The organism is Sphingomonas sp. Leaf208, from assembly GCF_001421415.1.
Taxonomy (GTDB): Bacteria; Pseudomonadota; Alphaproteobacteria; order Sphingomonadales; family Sphingomonadaceae; genus Sphingomonas.
This window is the reverse complement of the sequence record NZ_LMKH01000034.1, coordinates 128455-143641: the sequence shown is the minus strand read 5'-3', so window position 1 is coordinate 143641 and position 15187 is coordinate 128455. Positions and strand designations below refer to the sequence as shown.

17 protein-coding genes, 1 tRNA gene and 1 pseudogene are annotated in these 15187 nt (G+C 65.0%); 16 read left to right on the top strand and 3 right to left on the bottom strand.

Annotated elements, in window-relative coordinates; translation table 11 throughout:
- The first annotated feature begins 30 nt into the window (after positions 1–30).
- The 3 genes from ASE69_RS13380 (at position 31) to ASE69_RS13370 (ending at position 1991) form a co-directional block, all read left to right on the top strand.
- Positions 31–822, top strand: coding sequence for a DUF72 domain-containing protein (locus ASE69_RS13380; protein ID WP_056487492.1), 792 nt, complete (start codon positions 31–33; stop codon positions 820–822).
- A gap of 246 nt (positions 823–1068) precedes the next feature.
- A complete protein-coding gene (locus ASE69_RS13375; RefSeq protein WP_156362337.1) occupies positions 1069–1344 on the top strand; it encodes a hypothetical protein in 276 nt (91 codons plus the stop codon).
- Positions 1345–1673: 329 nt separating this feature from the next.
- Positions 1674–1991: a hypothetical protein gene (locus tag ASE69_RS13370; protein WP_235518750.1), complete on the top strand. Its 318-nt coding sequence runs from the start codon at positions 1674–1676 to the stop codon at positions 1989–1991.
- Positions 1992–2192: 201 nt separating this feature from the next.
- Here ASE69_RS13370 and ASE69_RS13365 read toward each other — a convergent pair whose 3' ends face one another.
- Positions 2193–3608 carry a sigma-54-dependent transcriptional regulator gene (locus tag ASE69_RS13365; RefSeq protein ID WP_056487484.1) on the bottom strand — a complete coding sequence of 472 codons (1416 nt, stop codon included), beginning with the start codon at positions 3606–3608 and terminating at the stop codon, positions 2193–2195.
- Between the two features lie 140 nt (positions 3609–3748).
- On the opposite strand from ASE69_RS13365, the gene ASE69_RS21495 reads away from it, so the two are divergent.
- From ASE69_RS21495 to ASE69_RS13335, 7 genes and pseudogenes are all read left to right on the top strand, one after another.
- Positions 3749–3871 (top strand): aa3-type cytochrome c oxidase subunit IV, encoded by a 123-nt coding sequence (locus ASE69_RS21495; RefSeq protein WP_082441508.1) that lies wholly within the window; start codon positions 3749–3751, stop codon positions 3869–3871.
- Between the two features lie 4 nt (positions 3872–3875).
- Positions 3876–4997 carry an NAD(P) transhydrogenase subunit alpha gene (locus tag ASE69_RS13360; protein WP_056487481.1) on the top strand — a complete coding sequence of 374 codons (1122 nt, stop codon included), beginning with the start codon at positions 3876–3878 and terminating at the stop codon, positions 4995–4997.
- 88 nt (positions 4998–5085) lie between these two features.
- Positions 5086–5401 (top strand): annotated as a pseudogene (locus tag ASE69_RS21490) (endonuclease domain-containing protein).
- Between the two features lies 1 nt (position 5402).
- Positions 5403–5720, top strand: a complete 318-nt coding sequence (locus tag ASE69_RS13350; RefSeq protein WP_056487475.1) for an NAD(P) transhydrogenase subunit alpha — start codon at positions 5403–5405, stop codon at positions 5718–5720.
- A gap of 27 nt (positions 5721–5747) precedes the next feature.
- Positions 5748–7247 carry an NAD(P)(+) transhydrogenase (Re/Si-specific) subunit beta gene (locus ASE69_RS13345; RefSeq protein WP_056487472.1) on the top strand — a complete coding sequence of 500 codons (1500 nt, stop codon included), beginning with the start codon at positions 5748–5750 and terminating at the stop codon, positions 7245–7247.
- 101 nt (positions 7248–7348) lie between these two features.
- On the top strand, positions 7349–8290 hold the full coding sequence (locus tag ASE69_RS13340; protein WP_056487469.1) for a hypothetical protein: 942 nt from the start codon (positions 7349–7351) through the stop codon (positions 8288–8290).
- A 63-nt stretch (positions 8291–8353) separates the two neighbouring features.
- A tRNA-Val gene (locus ASE69_RS13335) sits at positions 8354–8426 on the top strand.
- Positions 8427–8443: 17 nt separating this feature from the next.
- On the opposite strand, the gene ASE69_RS13330 is transcribed toward ASE69_RS13335, so the two are convergent.
- Entirely contained in the window at positions 8444–9004 is a 561-nt protein-coding gene (locus tag ASE69_RS13330) for a helix-turn-helix domain-containing protein (RefSeq protein ID WP_056487467.1), read from the bottom strand.
- An 85-nt stretch (positions 9005–9089) separates the two neighbouring features.
- Here ASE69_RS13330 and ASE69_RS13325 point away from each other — a divergent pair, with 85 nt between their 5' ends.
- The 3 genes from ASE69_RS13325 to ASE69_RS13315 all read left to right on the top strand — a co-directional run bounded on the left by ASE69_RS13325 (position 9090) and on the right by ASE69_RS13315 (position 11170).
- Positions 9090–9554, top strand: coding sequence for a DUF6456 domain-containing protein (locus ASE69_RS13325; protein WP_056488286.1), 465 nt, complete (start codon positions 9090–9092; stop codon positions 9552–9554).
- Positions 9555–9593: 39 nt separating this feature from the next.
- Entirely contained in the window at positions 9594–10532 is a 939-nt protein-coding gene (gene dapF / locus ASE69_RS13320; protein ID WP_056487464.1) for a diaminopimelate epimerase, read from the top strand.
- Between the two features lie 83 nt (positions 10533–10615).
- Positions 10616–11170, top strand: coding sequence for a fasciclin domain-containing protein (locus ASE69_RS13315; protein ID WP_056487460.1), 555 nt, complete (start codon positions 10616–10618; stop codon positions 11168–11170).
- Between the two features lie 308 nt (positions 11171–11478).
- Here the strand turns inward: ASE69_RS13315 and ASE69_RS13310 are convergent, their stop codons facing one another.
- Complete coding sequence (locus ASE69_RS13310) at positions 11479–12744, bottom strand: NupC/NupG family nucleoside CNT transporter (RefSeq protein ID WP_056487457.1); 1266 nt, start codon at positions 12742–12744, stop codon at positions 11479–11481.
- A 145-nt stretch (positions 12745–12889) separates the two neighbouring features.
- On the opposite strand from ASE69_RS13310, the gene ASE69_RS13305 reads away from it, so the two are divergent.
- The 3 genes from ASE69_RS13305 to ASE69_RS13295 all read left to right on the top strand — a co-directional run bounded on the left by ASE69_RS13305 (position 12890) and on the right by ASE69_RS13295 (position 15179).
- A complete protein-coding gene (locus ASE69_RS13305) occupies positions 12890–13552 on the top strand; it encodes a queuosine precursor transporter (RefSeq protein WP_056487454.1) in 663 nt (220 codons plus the stop codon).
- Positions 13553–13678: 126 nt separating this feature from the next.
- Positions 13679–14596 carry an acetylglutamate kinase gene (gene argB / locus ASE69_RS13300; RefSeq protein WP_056053472.1) on the top strand — a complete coding sequence of 306 codons (918 nt, stop codon included), beginning with the start codon at positions 13679–13681 and terminating at the stop codon, positions 14594–14596.
- 280 nt (positions 14597–14876) lie between these two features.
- Positions 14877–15179 (top strand): YggT family protein, encoded by a 303-nt coding sequence (locus tag ASE69_RS13295; protein WP_056066456.1) that lies wholly within the window; start codon positions 14877–14879, stop codon positions 15177–15179.
- Positions 15180–15187: the final 8 nt, after the last annotated feature.

Sequence of the window (15187 nt, the reverse complement as noted above, 5' to 3'; positions counted from 1 at the left end):
GCCCTTCTCCCGCGCGCTACACTCCCGCCCATGACCATCAGAATCGGTATTGGCGGCTGGACCTACGAGCCGTGGCGCGGGACCTTCTATCCGGAGAAATGGGCGCAGAAGCGCGAGCTCGACTATGCCGCCGAACACGTCACCGCGATCGAGATCAACGGCACCTATTACGGCAGCCAGAAGCCCGCGACGTTCGCATCCTGGGCGAAGGCGGTGCCGGACGGGTTCGTCTTCTCGCTAAAGGCGTCGCGCTATTGCACCAACCGGAAGGTGCTGGCCGAGGCGGGGGAGTCGATCGCCAAGTTCACCGGGCAGGGGATCGTCGAGCTCGGCGATCGGCTCGGGCCGATCCTATGGCAGTTCATGGCGACCAAGAAATTCGACGCCGACGATTTCGCCGCGTTCCTCAAGCTGTTGCCTGCCAAGCAGGACGGGCTCGCGCTGCGTCATGCGATACAAGTCCGGCATGAGAGTTTCGCGGTGCCGGAGTTCGTCTCGATGTGCCGCGATGCGGGCGTCGCGATCGTCTTCGCGCAATCGGCCGAGTATCCCGCGATCGCCGACGTGACCGGCGACTTCGTCTATGCGCGACTGGAGGATGCCGAGGAGCGCTTTGTCGCCGGCTACGCGCCGACCGCGCTGGACGAGTGGGCGGACAAGGCGAAGACCTGGGCGGCGGGGGGACGGCCCGAGGGCTTGCCCTATGTCGAGGATGCCGCGCCGACGAAGACGCCGCGAGAGACGTTCGTGTTCTTCATCAACGGCGCGAAGGTTCGCGCACCCCATGCGGCGATGGCGTTGATCGATCGGGTGCGGGGGTAAGTAACGCGGTCATTCGGACGCCGCTTCGTAGTTGCCGATCAGCATTGGTCGACTGCGCTTGCCCATAAGCGGACGTTGCGCACTCTCGAAGTTCAGTTACGGTGAGGTATGACTCACTCCGCCCGCGCGTACCGCCTTGGTCCTGTTCTTGCCCTTCTTTTCGGAACCGCACAGCCAACTTCCGCCAGCCAGACCGTGCACACCGAGGTTCCTGAGACCACTCGATCTCAGGTTGGATATGACACAGTGGCCGCTGCGATGGCCGATCTTCGCTCAAACCGAAATGTAGTTTTTACGACGGAGAACGGTTGGCTGATCGCCACAAGCGAGGCGGATTACACGATTTGGTCATTCTCACCGAAAGGGTATGCGGCTTACCCCGCCGTCGTGAAACGACAGGTCATTTCCCGAGCGGTCGGCTCAAAGATTGAGATGAGCGTGTTGTGCGAAGCTTCCAAGAGAGCGTGCGACGATCTCGTCCGCACATTTGCGGCGATGAACGGCTTGCACCTCAGCCAATAACGTTTGCGTACCGTTGATAGTAAGTCGCTGCGGCGATAATGGGAACTTCCTCCCTCCTCTCCATCTCAGCCATTCCGTTTTCGCCCAATAGCGGACGGTTCCGGTTGGCAACTGGCAGTCTCGAAAGCGGACATCCGTTCATCGCCACTATCGCTAATACAAAAATCAAAAGTTTTGCATTAGCGAGATTAGCGCCTGTGGTCGCCGCAATAGCGGACGTTGCCGCGCTAGCGTAAGTGGGTCCAATGTTGCCCGAAAGCCTCCGAGCGCTACCCTACCTCGTCCATACAAACCGGGAGCTTGGACTCATGCTGAGGGGTATCAAGCCGATGACGATGTTCAGCGACATCGTCGGCAGAGAGCCAGAGTGCGTGCTTCGGTATCTGCGCTTGTTCGACCGCCATGTTGATGCGGGTCGCTTCGAACGGCGAATCATCGATGAGCCAGTCCCGCTTCGTCCAGATTGGCAATCTCGTCGCATCTTTTACACCCTGCCGGGTGAAGCGTGGCGCATTGATGCCATGTCAGAGCTGATTACCCACTATGGCGGATGGACCAACGACCACGAGCGCAGCTTCGGAATGTTGCTCGGCTATGAGGATTGGCAGAACGATATCTGGCTGGATCGTCATCCAGTCGGCGGATGAGCGAACGGCAGTTAACCTCCACCATCTCGCGTGAGTGATGCGAAACTCACGAGTTTCGCATCAGCGCAAAAACAGCAGGAGACAGAGGGCTCCAGCGATGCAGAATACTGATGCGTCTGGGATAACCGATCAGTGGTCGGTTTGCTGGGATGTGGCCCCCAAAGCAGACAGTCCGCTTTCCTACCCAACCCAGCCGCTACATCACGCCGCGTTGTCGATCCCGAGTTCGCCGAGCTTGCGGTACAGCGTCGAGCGGCCGATGCCGAGGCGGCGGGCGACTTCGGTCATGCGGCCGCGGTAGTGGCCGATCGCTAGGCGGATGACGTCGGCTTCGATCTCCTCGAGCGCGCGGAGGTTGCCGTCGGGGCGGAACAGCGTGACGCCACCGCCACCAATCGCTGCCGGAGCAGGTGGGCGCTCGCGCGTGCCGAGCGCGGCGATCTCCGGGAAATCCTCTTCGGTCAGCGCGGTGTCCTCGCACAGCACGGCGGCGCGGAAGAGCGCGTTCTGCAACTGGCGGACGTTGCCGGGCCAGTCGTACTGGACCAACAACGCGAGCGCGGAATCGGTGATGCCGAGCGGTCGCAACCCCGGCTGTTCGGCGATCCGTGCGAGCAGGTGGCGGGCGAGCGCGGGAATGTCGCCGGTGCGTTCGCGCAACGGCGGGATCGTCACCTGGACGGCGTTGAGACGGTAGTACAGGTCTTCGCGGAAGCGCCCCGCCTCGACCTCGTCCAGCAGTTTGGTATTGGTCGCGGCGATCACGCGGACGTCGACTTCGCGCGGGTGGCGGGCGCCGATCGCGAGGACTTCGCCGGTTTGCAGGACGTGCAACAGCTTAGCCTGCGCCTCGAGCGGCATCTCGCCGACCTCGTCGAGGAACAGCGTGCCGCCATCGGCATCGTGGAACCGGCCGATCTTGCGCTCGAAGGCGCCGGTGAACGCGCCCTTCTCGTGACCGAACACTTCCGATTCGATGAGATTGGCGGGGATCGCGCCGCAATTGACGCTGATCATCGGCTTCTTCGCGCGCGGGGAGGCGGCATGGATCGCCTCGGCGATGACGTCCTTGCCGACGCCGATCTCGCCTTCGAGCAGGATCGCGACGCGGGCGCGAGCGGCTTTCGCGGCGATCGCGAGGGCGGCGCGGAAATCGGGGGAGGAGCCGACGATCTCGTCGAACGCGAGCAGGGCGGGGATCTTCTCGGTCAGCGGGCGGAGCTCGCCCGACGATTTGCCGGCCACTGCCGAGTCCAGCGCGGCGAGCAGGCGATCGGGTGCGAGCGGCTTGACCAGGAAATCGGTGGCGCCGGCGCGCATCGCGCTGACCGCGTGCGCGACCGATCCGTTCGCCGTGATGACTAGGATCGGCAGCGCCGGACGCCGCTCGCGCAGGGTCGCGATCAGGGTGGTCGCATCCTCGTCGGGCGCCCAGTGATCGATCACGATCGCGTCGAGCTGCATGCCGTCCTGCGTGCCGAGCGTGGCGATCGCGGTCTCGTCGTCCGCGGCGAACACCGCGCGCCAGCCGCCGCGCGCCGCGAGTGCGGCCACCAGCCGCCGCTGCGTGGGCTCGTCGTCGATCAGCAATAATAGGCGCTGGCCATTGCGCGTCATGGCGAATCCTGTCCCGTTCCGGCACGTGCAATAGCTAGCGCAAGTAAAGAGCGACTTAAATGTCCTGCTTGGCGTTCCAGGATACGCGCGATAAGGTCTCGGCCATAGAGGATGGCACTGACAGGATTGGGGCACGAACCATGGCCGGCAACGGGGACATGAAGGCGCACGTCGCGACCTATTCGAGCGTGACGGGAATGATGAAATGGGGCGCAGTCGGGTGTGCGCTGGTCGTCGCGCTCGTGATCTGGCTGATCTCGTAACGCCATGAAGATCGCCGTCCTGAAAGAGCAAGCGGACGGCGAGCGGCGGGTATCCGCGACGCCGGAAACGGTCAAGAAATTCATTGCGCTAGGGGCTACGCTGGCCGTGGAAGCGGGGGCGGGTGAGACCGCCTCGATCGCCGACGCAGCGTATTCGGATGCGGGCGCGTCGGTGGGCGACCGTGCGGCGACGCTGGCGGGGGCGGATATCGTGCTCGGCGTGCAGGGGCCTGATCCTGCTTCGCTAAATGGCGTGACGACCGGGGCGTGGATCGTCGCCAGCCTCAATCCCTTTGCCGAGCGTGCGCGGATCGAGGCGTATGCCGCGGCGGGCTACGAAGCGCTGGCGATGGAGTTCATGCCGCGCATCACGCGGGCGCAGTCGATGGACATCCTGTCGTCGCAGTCCAACCTGTCGGGGTACAAGGCGGTGCTCGACGCGGCGGCCGAATATGGCCGCGCGTTTCCGATGATGATGACCGCGGCGGGGACGATCTCGGCGGCCAAGGCATTCGTGATGGGCGTCGGCGTGGCGGGGCTCCAGGCGATTGCGACTGCGCGGCGGCTCGGGGCTCAGGTGTCGGCGACCGACGTGCGCGCGGCGACTCGCGAGCAGATCCAGTCGCTCGGAGCTAAACCGATCTTCGTCGAGAACGTCGCGGGGATCGAAGGCGAGGGGACGGGTGGGTATGCCGGCGAGATGTCGCCCGAATACCAGGCGGCGCAGGCGGAGCTCGTGTCGGGGCATATTGCCAAGCAGGATATTGTGATTACGACCGCGCTGATCCCGGGACGTGCTGCACCGCGGCTGATCTCGGCGGCGCAGGTTGCGAGCATGAAGCCTGGCTCGGTGATCGTCGATCTTGCGGTCGAGCAGGGCGGCAACGTCGAGGGCTCGGTCGCGGGTGAAGTCGTCGTGGTGAACGGTGTGAAGATCGTCGGTCACCGCAACGTGCCGTCGCGGTTGGCGGCGGACGCGAGCGCGCTGTTCTCGCGCAACCTGTTCAACTTTCTCAACGCCTTCTGGGACAAAGACGCCGGGCGACCCGTGCTCGATGCCGAGATCGGCGATGCGATCCGGCTGACGCAGGGCGGCAAGATCGTGAACCCAAGGCTGCTGGCATGATCTTCTATCCTCCCCTGCAAGGGGAGGATCTAGAGATGTTGCAGGGGACGGGGCGACCGGAGCTCTGGCGAAGCAGCGTCGCGGGGCGATGTCGCCACCGGAATTGGCTCTATGGATTGCATTGCGTGAGCGACCGGGCGGTTTCAAGTTTCGCCGGCAGCATCCGGCGGGTCCGTATGTCGCGGACTTCTACGGTCATGCAGCGTTTGATCATCGAAGTTGATGGGAAAGCGCATGATTTTGGTGATCGTCCAGCGCGGGATGCCGCTCGGGATTGCTGGTTTGGCGAGCGCGGCATTGCCGTTCTGCGGATTCCGGCGGCCGAGATTTTTCACGATTGCGACGCCATGGTTCGTGGAATCGTAGCTGTTGCAGTCGAGCGGTTCGCCGCACAGGAGGAATAGCATGGACTTTATCGCGATCCTGTCGATCTTCGTGCTGGCGTGTTTCGTCGGGTATTTCGTGGTTTGGGCGGTGACGCCTGCACTGCACACGCCGTTGATGGCGGTGACCAATGCGATCTCCTCGGTCATCATCGTCGGCGCGCTGATTGCTGCGGCCGCCGCTGGCATTGGTGCAGGATCGGGCGTGGCCAAGGCGCTCGGGTTGCTGGCGGTGGTGCTGGCGAGCATCAACATCTTCGGCGGCTTCGCGGTCACCGCGCGGATGCTGGCGATGTACAAGAAAAAGGAACGGCCGGTCGCGCCTGCCACGAGCAAGTGAGCGATACGGACGTGAAGGGGACGCGCGATGCATGAACTGACGGTCAGCCCCTGGGCATCGCTCGCCTATCTGGTGGCGGGGGTGTGCTTCATCCTCGCGCTGCGTGGGCTGTCGAGCCCGGCGTCAAGCCAACGCGGCAATCGGTTCGGCATCATCGGCATGACGATCGCGGTCGTGACGACACTGGTGACGCATGTGCCATTCGTTCAGCACCTTCTCGTTTCCGACACCGGATCTACGATAGCCGTGCGCGCTATCGACTGGACCACGGTCGTCGAAATTCTTGCGGCAATCGGCGTCGGCGCGGCGATCGGCCTCGTCACCGCCCGCCGGATTGCCATGACCGCGATGCCGCAACTCGTCGCCGCATTCCACAGCCTCGTCGGGCTCGCTGCGGTACTAGTCGGCGTCGCTGCGTATCTCAACCCGCAGGCGTTCGGGATCTCCGACCTCGTCATCCCGCTGATCGGCCAGCCGTTCGCGGTGATCCACACCGTCAGCCGGATCGAACTCGGCCTCGGCGTGGCGATCGGTGCGATCACCTTCTCCGGCTCGGTCATCGCGTTCCTGAAGCTCAACGGTAACATGGGCGGCAAGCCGATCATGCTGCCTGGGCGCCACGTCATCAACCTTGCGCTGCTCGCCGCCATCCTAGGGCTGATCGCGTATTTCGTCACCGACCAGTCGGTATGGATCTTCTGGACGATCACGGTCTTGAGCTTCGTCATTGGCTTCCTGCTGATCGTCCCGATCGGCGGCGCGGACATGCCGGTGGTGGTCAGCATGCTCAATTCCTATTCGGGCTGGGCGGCCGCTGCGATGGGCTTCACGCTCCACAACAGCGCGATGATCATCACCGGGGCGCTGGTCGGCAGCTCGGGCGCGATCCTCAGCTACATCATGTGCCGCGCGATGAACCGCAGCTTCATCAGCGTGATCGCCGGCGGCTTCGGTACGAGCGATGCAGGCGCGGGAAGTGGCGGCTCAGCCGTCGATCGGCCGTGGAAGCGCGGCTCGGCGGAGGATGCCGCGTTCCTGATGAGCCAGGCCGAACAGGTCATCATCGTCCCCGGCTACGGCATGGCGGTCGCGCAGGCACAGCACGTCCTGCGCGAGATGGGCGACAAGCTGAAGGCCGAGGGCGTCCGCGTGAAATATGCCATCCACCCCGTCGCGGGGCGCATGCCGGGGCACATGAACGTCCTGCTGGCGGAGGCGAACGTGCCGTATGACGATGTGTTCGAGCTGGAGGACATCAACAGCGAGTTCGCGCAGACCGACGTCGCGTTCGTGATCGGCGCGAACGACGTGACCAACCCTGCCGCAAAGACCGACAAGTCCTCGCCGATCTACGGCATGCCCGTGCTTGATGTCGAAAAGGCCAAGACCGTGCTGTTCATCAAGCGTTCGATGGGCGGCGTCGGCTATGCAGGCGTCGATAACGAGCTGTTCTACCGCGACAATACGATGATGCTGCTGGCCGATGCGAAGAAGATGGTCGAGGATATCGTCAAGGCGCTCGACTGAGTTCTTCGCATAGGGTTCCCAACTGCAACGGAACTCGATCCAGTTCGGGTGTAACTCCTCACCTGACGCAGGTTAGTCTCCGCATCACAGCGGAGACCTTGATGACTCGACCGGACGGCCCGCCTGACGCGGCGAATTACGACACGGGGATCGACGCGGTCCTGATCGCCGCGCCGGGCGCACCGGACCGGTTGACCGTTGCCCTTGCCGCGCTGCAGGGTCGGATCGTTGCCCGACTCGATTGGCAGGCAGGCTTCGTCGATCATGCGACGCCGCAGGTGATCGTCGTCGAGGCCGGCGGAGTCGATCCAGCGATAATAGCCGAACATCTGCCAGGTATCGTCGATCAGGCCGTCAAAATGCAGGCGGGACTGGTCGTGGCCATGGGCCTCGGTGAGATCGACGTCGTTGCCGCGGCGACGCTGGGCGGCAGCACGCGGTTGCTGGTCGATCCCACCGTCGGCGATTGCGTCGCGGCGATCGTGGTCGCGGCGGAAGCTGCGCGCATGCCGGCGGGCGTGTTCGATTTCCACCGCGAGACCGACGGCACGCGGCTCGAGCGGCTGAACACCGAGGTCGCGCGGATCGCCGAGGCGCTCGCCCGACTGACGCGAGCCGAGATCGAGGGCGACGCACCTGCCGCGCCGATCGTCGGCGACCGCACCAATCGCTATGGCGCACCGCCTGCCTTGGTCGAGCCGAGCGCGGCGGATGTCCGTCGAGCAATCCGCGCGCGCCGATTGCGCGACCAGTTCTTCGGCGCGACATTGTTCGAGGATCCCGGCTGGGACATGCTGCTCGATCTCTACGCCGCCGAACTGGAGCGGGGCCGTGTTTCGGTGTCGAGCCTGTGCATCGCCGCCGCGGTCGCACCGACGACTGCGCTGCGCTGGATCGCGCGGATGACCGACACCGGATTGTTCGAACGCCGCCCCGACCTGCTCGACCGACGCCGCGCCTTCATGGTGCTTTCCGATCGCGCGAGCGAGGCGATGCGTGGGTATATCGTGGCCACCAAGGGCGCCGACCTCCGCATTCCGTGACGGTCCGTGCCCTTTTAGCTTGCCCCGGCCGCCCGGCTTTGGCATCGGACGTGCACCCGAGAGGGGCGATTATCTCAGTTGGTAGAGCGTCTCGTTTACACCGAGAATGTCGGCGGTTCGAGCCCGTCATTGTCCACCGTTATCCGCCATCTTCTACAGTTCGCGAACCAACCGCACCGCGACCGCGATCCAGGCGGGGTCGGCGATGGTGAGCGACCGCGTGCCGGTGCCCGGCGGCAGGACAGTGACGTCGCCGTTGCATTGCGTGAGCCGTCCGAACGCGAACTTTCCTGCCGCTTGCGGGACGAGGGCGTCGCGGTTGAGGGCGGTTGCGAAATTTTGGGGAGCGAGGATCGCCGCCCAGATTACATCGCCTGCGCGGTAGTCGCCGGTGCCATTCGCGACGGAAATTGCAATCTGGCCTGGCGCGACCTGGGGCGGTGGTGCCGTAGTAGTTCGCCGCGGGGCGTGAGCTTCGCGTCCATCTAGGATCGCGGCGACGTGCAGGTCGGTGCGATCCGGCAGTGTCACGAGATCGCTTGCCTCTACGCCCAGTGCGGTGGCGATCCGGTTGAGCCAGCCGATCGAGACGGTGCGCGTGCCGGTCTCCAACCGCCCGATCGTCTGCGCGGTGGTCGGTGGATCGCAACGCCTGGCGACGTCCTCCAGTGTCAATCCCTTGGCACGTCGGACATCGCGAATGGCGGTTATCATCGAACGGCTCCAAACCAGATAGGTTATTCTCCTGTCCTACAACGGTGGAGCTATGGCAACCGCCAAGCGCAACGGGAGATGGCGGATGCGCGAACTGGTAGAGCGGACGATCGATTCGGAGGGTGTTCCACAACCGGCGGCCATGCGTCGTGGTCGTACGGTCACCGTGAACCTCGCCGAGTCGCCGCTCGGGTGGTTGCGGTCGCGCGCGTTGATCGACGTGAGACAGTTCGAGGCGGGGGAGCGGCTGCGGGCGGATTACGAACGCGCGTCGATCGCGCCGAGCGTGACGATGCGCTGGGTCGAGCGGGTCGATGGGGGAGGTGGCGACGGGCTCGATCCGACATCGGCGCAGATCGCGGCGAAGCGTCGGTTCGACGTGGCGCTAGCGGCGGCGGGGCCCGGGCTAGCGGATATTCTGTGGCGCGTGGTCTGTGCGGGGGAGGGGCTGCCGGTCGCGGAGAAGGCGTTGCAGTGGCCGGCACGCGCGGGGCGGGTCGTGCTGACGCTCGCGCTCGATCGGCTGGCTGCGCATTACGGGATTGGTTAGGCGCTCGCATTGGTGCGCGGGCGTGACTAAGTGGCTGGCATGCGCTTCGACCTCATCAAATGCCACGGCTCCGGTAACGACTTTCCGCTGATCGACGCGCGCGCGTCGACGCTTGGCGATGCGGCTTGGGCGGCCGTTGCGCGGGCGCTGGCGGATCGCGAGGGGCCGGTTGGTGGCGATGGGCTCCTGCTGCTGACCGCCGGCGATGACACCCATGCGTTCGGCATGCGGATGTTTAATTCCGACGGTAGCGAGTCGGAAACGTGTTTGAACGGCCTGCGCTGCGTCGCGCGCGCGGGGTTCGCGGCTACTGGCTCTGAGTCCGCGTCGGCGCTGCTGAAAATCAGCGACGCGGCCGTCGAGCGCGACGCCGATATCGCCGATGGTGTGTTCACCGTGCGCGAGATCGCGGGGCCTGCGTCTCTCGATGTCGCGGCGTGGCCGATGGCCGTCGGGACCGATCGCTTCATCGATGCGCCGATCGCGAATCTGCCGACGGACCGCGCCTTCACGGCGGTGGCGATGCCGAACCCTCATCTCGTGACGTTCGTAAATGCCATCGACGAGGCCGAACTCGTCCGCGTCGGCGAGGCTTGCGAGGCGGCACCCGACTGGTTGCCCAATCGGGCGAACGTCAGTTTCGTCGAGGTCCGTGGACGCGACCTGTTCGTACGAACGTTCGAGCGCGGGGTCGGGCTGACCGACAGTTGCGGCAGCGCGATGGCGGCGTCGACCTATGCCGCGTGCCTGACCGGGCGGATCGCGTACGACACGCCGACGACTGTCTTCAACAAGGGCGGTCTGGTCCGTGCCGAGGCGAGCGAGGCGGCGATGGTGACGCTGTCGGGCAATGCGACGTTCGAATGGACCGGCTCGGTCGAGGTCGATCTCGACACGGCGATCGCTAGCGATCTGGTCGTCACGCGACGGCATGACGATGAGATCGCGGCCTGGGCGGGGCTTCTCGCGGCGATCTGAACGCCGGCTGCGTCCTTATTCCGGCGTGCGCGTATCTCCCCGCAGTGGCGCCGCCCACCGGCTCCGCACGCAGGAGAGAAGCCATGAACCACGTCATTCGTACCGCGATCGTCGCGGCCGCCGTTGCCGTCAGCGGCAGCGCCATCGTCGCAGCGCAGACCAACCCGATGGTTGGCGGCGCCGCTATGTATCCGACCAAGACGATCGTCGAGAACGCCGTCAATTCGAAGGATCACACGACGCTGGTCGCCGCGGTCAAGGCCGCCGGCCTGGTCGAGACGCTGTCGGGCCCGGGTCCGTTCACCGTGTTCGCGCCGACTAACGCCGCGTTCAAGAAGCTGCCGGCCGGCACCGTCGACACGCTGCTCAAGCCCGAGAACAAGGCGCAGCTCGCCAGCGTCCTGACCTATCACGTCGTCCCCGGCACGATCACCGCCGCCGACATCGCCGCCAAGGCGAAGGCGAACGGCGGCACCGCGACCTACACCACCGTGCAGGGCGAGCCGCTGATGTTCAAGAAGGTCGGCAGCGGCTGGGGCATCATGGATGGCAAGGGCCACAAGGGCCGGATCTTGATCGCCAACGTCATGCAGTCGAATGGCGTGATCCACGTCGTCGACACGGTGATGCTGCCGTAATCGGCGATTCCGCGAGATAGCTGCCTCGCTTTCCCCCCGCGAGGTAGTTTGCGTCGGGCCCGTTGCCGAAAGGCGGCGGGCCCGATTGCGTTAGGGTGCTTTGTAGTCTCGGCTCCGTTCCAACCTCCGTCGACTTGACGGAGGGCGGGCATCCTCTCCGACATGCAACGCTTAGTCATCCCCGCGGAGGCGGGGACCCAGACGCTCGAACTGTCGCGATTACATTGTGAGGTTTGCCAGTATGGGTTCCCGCCTGCGCGGGAATGACGGTTACCTGTTCGGCGGGGATAACCGCACGACAATGGAATTCAGCCGATCAACAGGCCCGCGAGTGCGGCCGACATCAGGTTCGCCAGACTTCCCGCGGCAAGCGCGCGGAGGCCGAGCTTGGCGATCATCGGGCGCTGGTTCGGTGCGAGGCTGCCGGTCACCGCCATCTGGATCGCGATCGACGAGAAGTTCGCGAACCCACACAGCGAGAAGGTGATGACCGCGATCGTCCGCGGGCTCAGCCCCTGCTGCGTACCGAGCGAGATGTAGGCGACGAACTCGTTCAGCACGATCTTCTGCCCGAACAGCCCGCCGGCGATCCCCGCCTCGCTCCACGGCACGTTCAACAGGAACATGATCGGCGCGAAGACATAGCCGAGCAGCCCCTGGAAGCTCAGCCCCGGCAGTCCGATCATGTTGCCGAGCCCGCCGAGCAGACCGTTCGCGAGCGCCACGAGCGCGACGAACGCCAGCACCATCGCGCCGACCGCGACGGCCAGGCGCACGCCGGTCTGCGCACCCTGGGCGGCGGCCATGATCAGATTGGCGGGTTTTTCCTCATCGTGCGTCGCCTGCGGCATCGGTTCGCCCGCCGACGATTCACCCGGCAGATCGCCAAGTGCGAGTTCGCCTTCCGGCGGCGTGACGCGGTCGGGCATGATGATCTTGGCCATCAGGATACCGCCCGGTGCGGCCATGAAGCTTGCCGCCAGCAGATAATCGATACGGATCCCCATCGACGCATACGCCGCGAGGATCGTGCCCGCGACGCCGGCCATGCCGCTGGTCATCACGGTAAAGAGCTGCGCCGGTGTAAGGCCCGCGAGATACGGCCGGATGACGAGCGGCGATTCGCTCTGGCCGACGAAGATGTTCGCTGCCGCGCACAGCGATTCGACCTTCGAGACGCCGATGACCTTCTCGATCCCGCCGCCGACCCAGCGCACCACGAACTGCATGATGCCGAGATAATAGAGGATCGAGACGAGGCTGGCGAAGAAAATGATCACCGGCAGCGCGGCGATCGCGAAGCTCTGTCCGCCGATCTCGGGCGTCGCCATCTTGCCGAACAGGAATTCGGTGCCCTTCTGCGAATAACCGAGCAGGTTGGCGACGCCGCCGGACATCTCGCCGAGCACGACCTTGCCGAAGCTGGAATACAGCACGAGCACGGCGATCCCGGCCTGCAATGCGAACGCAGCGCCGACGATACGCAAGCGGATCGCACGGCGGTCGCTCGACAACAGCACGGCAATGCCCAGGATGACGGCGATGCCCGCCAAACCGATGAAGAGTCTTTCCATGGACGCCCTGCGTTTTCTTGCGATGACACGCGCCGCCCCCCGGCTGCGCAAGCGACCGACATGACACGCGAGCGCCGCGCTCGCCAGTTATTTGAAGCGCGCTAGTCATTTGACGGCGCGCGCGTTTTCGCTAGCGTCCCCGGCGATGGATAAGCCACCCCCTAGCAATCATGCCGCCGCGTTCCCGCGTTCGCTCTTCGTTTTCTCGGTCCTGTACGGTGGCATGGTGTGCATCGCCGGCGTGTTGGGGGTAAAGCAGGTCGCGCTCGGCCCGCTCGCGGTCGAGGCGGGGATCTTCGGCTTCCTGCTGCTGGTGGTATTGAGCAGCGCGATCGCCGAGCTGCACGGCCAGAAGACCGCGACGTTCCTGGTGCGCCTGGGGTTCATCCCGCTGCTGGTGTCCGCGGCGTTGATCCACCTGGTGCTGGCGCTGCCGCACGATCCGGGGATGTACCCGCGCGCGGTCGACGCGTTCCCGGTCGTGGTCGGGCAGAGCTCGCGGATGATGATCGCGGGGCTGATCTCGTACGGAATCTCGCAGACGCTCAACGTGCTGATCTTCTCGAAGCTGTCGGGACAGGTCGGCAGTGGCGAGGGCAAGCTGGTGTGGCTGCGCGGGATGATCGCGAGCATCATCTCGCAGATCATCGACACGATCCTGTTCATCACCATCTCGTTCCTGGGTGAGCGGCCGATCGTCGCGTTGATGGAGGGGCAGATGCTGACCAAGGTCGTGCTGTCGATCGTGCTGGTGCCGTTCATGATCACGTTCTTCGTGCGACTGGGGCGCCGGCTGGACCGGGCATAATGTTAGATTTTTCCGTTCGTGCCGAGTAGAGACCGAGCCTGTCGAGGGCTCGTATCGAGGTACAGGTCTCTCGATACGCCATCTCGACAAGCGCTCGATGGCTACTCGAGACGAACGGAAGTTTAGTTGACCGATCACACGCCCGATCCCGCCCTGCTCGCCAAGGCGGAAACGCTCACCGAGGCGCTGCCGTACCTGCAGCGCTATGCCGGCAAGACGTTCGTCGTGAAATATGGCGGCCACGCGATGGGCGACCCCGAGCTGCAGCGCGATTTCGCCGAGGACATGGTGCTGCTCAAGGCGGTCGGCATCAACCCGGTCGTCGTCCACGGCGGCGGCCCGCAGATCGGCGCGATGTTAAAGCGGCTCGGCGTCGAATCGCGCTTCGTCGACGGTCTGCGCGTCACCGATGCGGAGACCGCGCAGATCGCCGAGATGGTCCTAGCCGGCTCGATCAACAAGGAAATCGTCGGCTGGATCGGCCAGGCCGGCGGCCGTGCGGTCGGCATCTCGGGCAAGGACGCCGGCCTCGTCCTCGCGCAGAAAGTCGGCCACGGGCGCGAGCCGGACAAGCTGCAGGGGATCGAGCGGCACGTCGATCTCGGCTTCGTCGGCGAGCCGATCGCGGTCGACCGGACGATTCTCGACACGCTGATCGCCGCCGACATCATCCCGGTGATCGCGCCGATCGGCATTGGTGCCGACGGCCACACCTACAACATCAACGCCGACACGATGGCGGGCGCGATTGCGGCTGCGATGGGCGCGGCGCGCTTCTTTCTGCTGACCGATATCGTCGGTGTGCTCGACAAGGAAGGCGAACTGCTGACGGACCTCGACCCCGCGCGGATCGCCGAACTCCGCGCCGACGGCACGGTCACCGGCGGCATGATCCCGAAGCTCGACACTTGCGTCGCAGCGGTCGAATCGGGGGTCGACGCCGCGGTGATCATCGACGGCCGCGTGCCCCACGCGATGCTGCTGGAGATCTTCACCAAGCAGGGCGCGGGGACGCTGGTGAGCGCGAACGGGCGCTCGCGGTAAAGGGGGTAGCCCTGGCCAACCCAACGATCCTCCCCCGCAAGGGGGAGGTGGCTGGCACTTGCCAGACGGAGGGGGAGGCACGCGCTAACCTCCGTTCCGTATCCTCCCCCTCCGTCGCCTTCGGGGCCACCTCCCCCTGGCGGGGGAGGATCGCTCGGGGCGGGCATATGTGATGACGGTCCGTCGGTAGAATAGAGTTGGTACACCTCCCGACACCACAGGGCTTCTCGTTCTCCCCCCGCCACCTTATATCGGCAACACACCAGCGGAGACCTACGCCTTGATCGCCCTTCTTCAGATCGTCCAGTTGCTGCTCACCGTCATCTGGTGGATCATCGTCGTGCAGGCGATCCTGTCGTGGCTGATCGCGTTCAACGTCATCAATACGCACAGTGATTTCGTCCGCACCGTGTGGACCGCGCTGCAGCGCATGACCGAGCCGATGTACCGCCCGATCCGCCGCGTGCTTCCCGATTTCGGCGCGCTCGACCTGTCGCCGCTGGTCGTGCTGCTGATCCTCTACATCCTTAGCAACATCGTCATTCCGAACATCGCACAGAACTATCTCGTCGCGACCTATTGAGCGGGAAG

Bases quoted from the DNA above. Each gene is read 5' to 3' on its own strand.
- ASE69_RS13380 (WP_056487492.1), top strand. From the start codon at position 31: ATGACCATCAGAATCGGTATTGGCGGCTGGACCTACGAGCCGTGGCGC.
- ASE69_RS13370 (WP_235518750.1), top strand. From the start codon at position 1,674: ATGACGATGTTCAGCGACATCGTCGGCAGAGAGCCAGAGTGCGTGCTT.
- ASE69_RS13365 (WP_056487484.1), bottom strand. From the start codon at position 3,608: ATGACGCGCAATGGCCAGCGCCTATTATTGCTGATCGACGACGAGCCC.
- ASE69_RS21495 (WP_082441508.1), top strand. From the start codon at position 3,749: ATGGCCGGCAACGGGGACATGAAGGCGCACGTCGCGACCTATTCGAGC.
- ASE69_RS13360 (WP_056487481.1), top strand. From the start codon at position 3,876: ATGAAGATCGCCGTCCTGAAAGAGCAAGCGGACGGCGAGCGGCGGGTA.
- ASE69_RS13350 (WP_056487475.1), top strand. From the start codon at position 5,403: ATGGACTTTATCGCGATCCTGTCGATCTTCGTGCTGGCGTGTTTCGTC.
- ASE69_RS13345 (WP_056487472.1), top strand. From the start codon at position 5,748: ATGCATGAACTGACGGTCAGCCCCTGGGCATCGCTCGCCTATCTGGTG.
- ASE69_RS13340 (WP_056487469.1), top strand. From the start codon at position 7,349: ATGACTCGACCGGACGGCCCGCCTGACGCGGCGAATTACGACACGGGG.
- ASE69_RS13330 (WP_056487467.1), bottom strand. From the start codon at position 9,004: ATGATAACCGCCATTCGCGATGTCCGACGTGCCAAGGGATTGACACTG.
- ASE69_RS13325 (WP_056488286.1), top strand. From the start codon at position 9,090: ATGCGCGAACTGGTAGAGCGGACGATCGATTCGGAGGGTGTTCCACAA.
- dapF (WP_056487464.1), top strand. From the start codon at position 9,594: ATGCGCTTCGACCTCATCAAATGCCACGGCTCCGGTAACGACTTTCCG.
- ASE69_RS13315 (WP_056487460.1), top strand. From the start codon at position 10,616: ATGAACCACGTCATTCGTACCGCGATCGTCGCGGCCGCCGTTGCCGTC.
- ASE69_RS13310 (WP_056487457.1), bottom strand. From the start codon at position 12,744: ATGGAAAGACTCTTCATCGGTTTGGCGGGCATCGCCGTCATCCTGGGC.
- ASE69_RS13305 (WP_056487454.1), top strand. From the start codon at position 12,890: ATGGATAAGCCACCCCCTAGCAATCATGCCGCCGCGTTCCCGCGTTCG.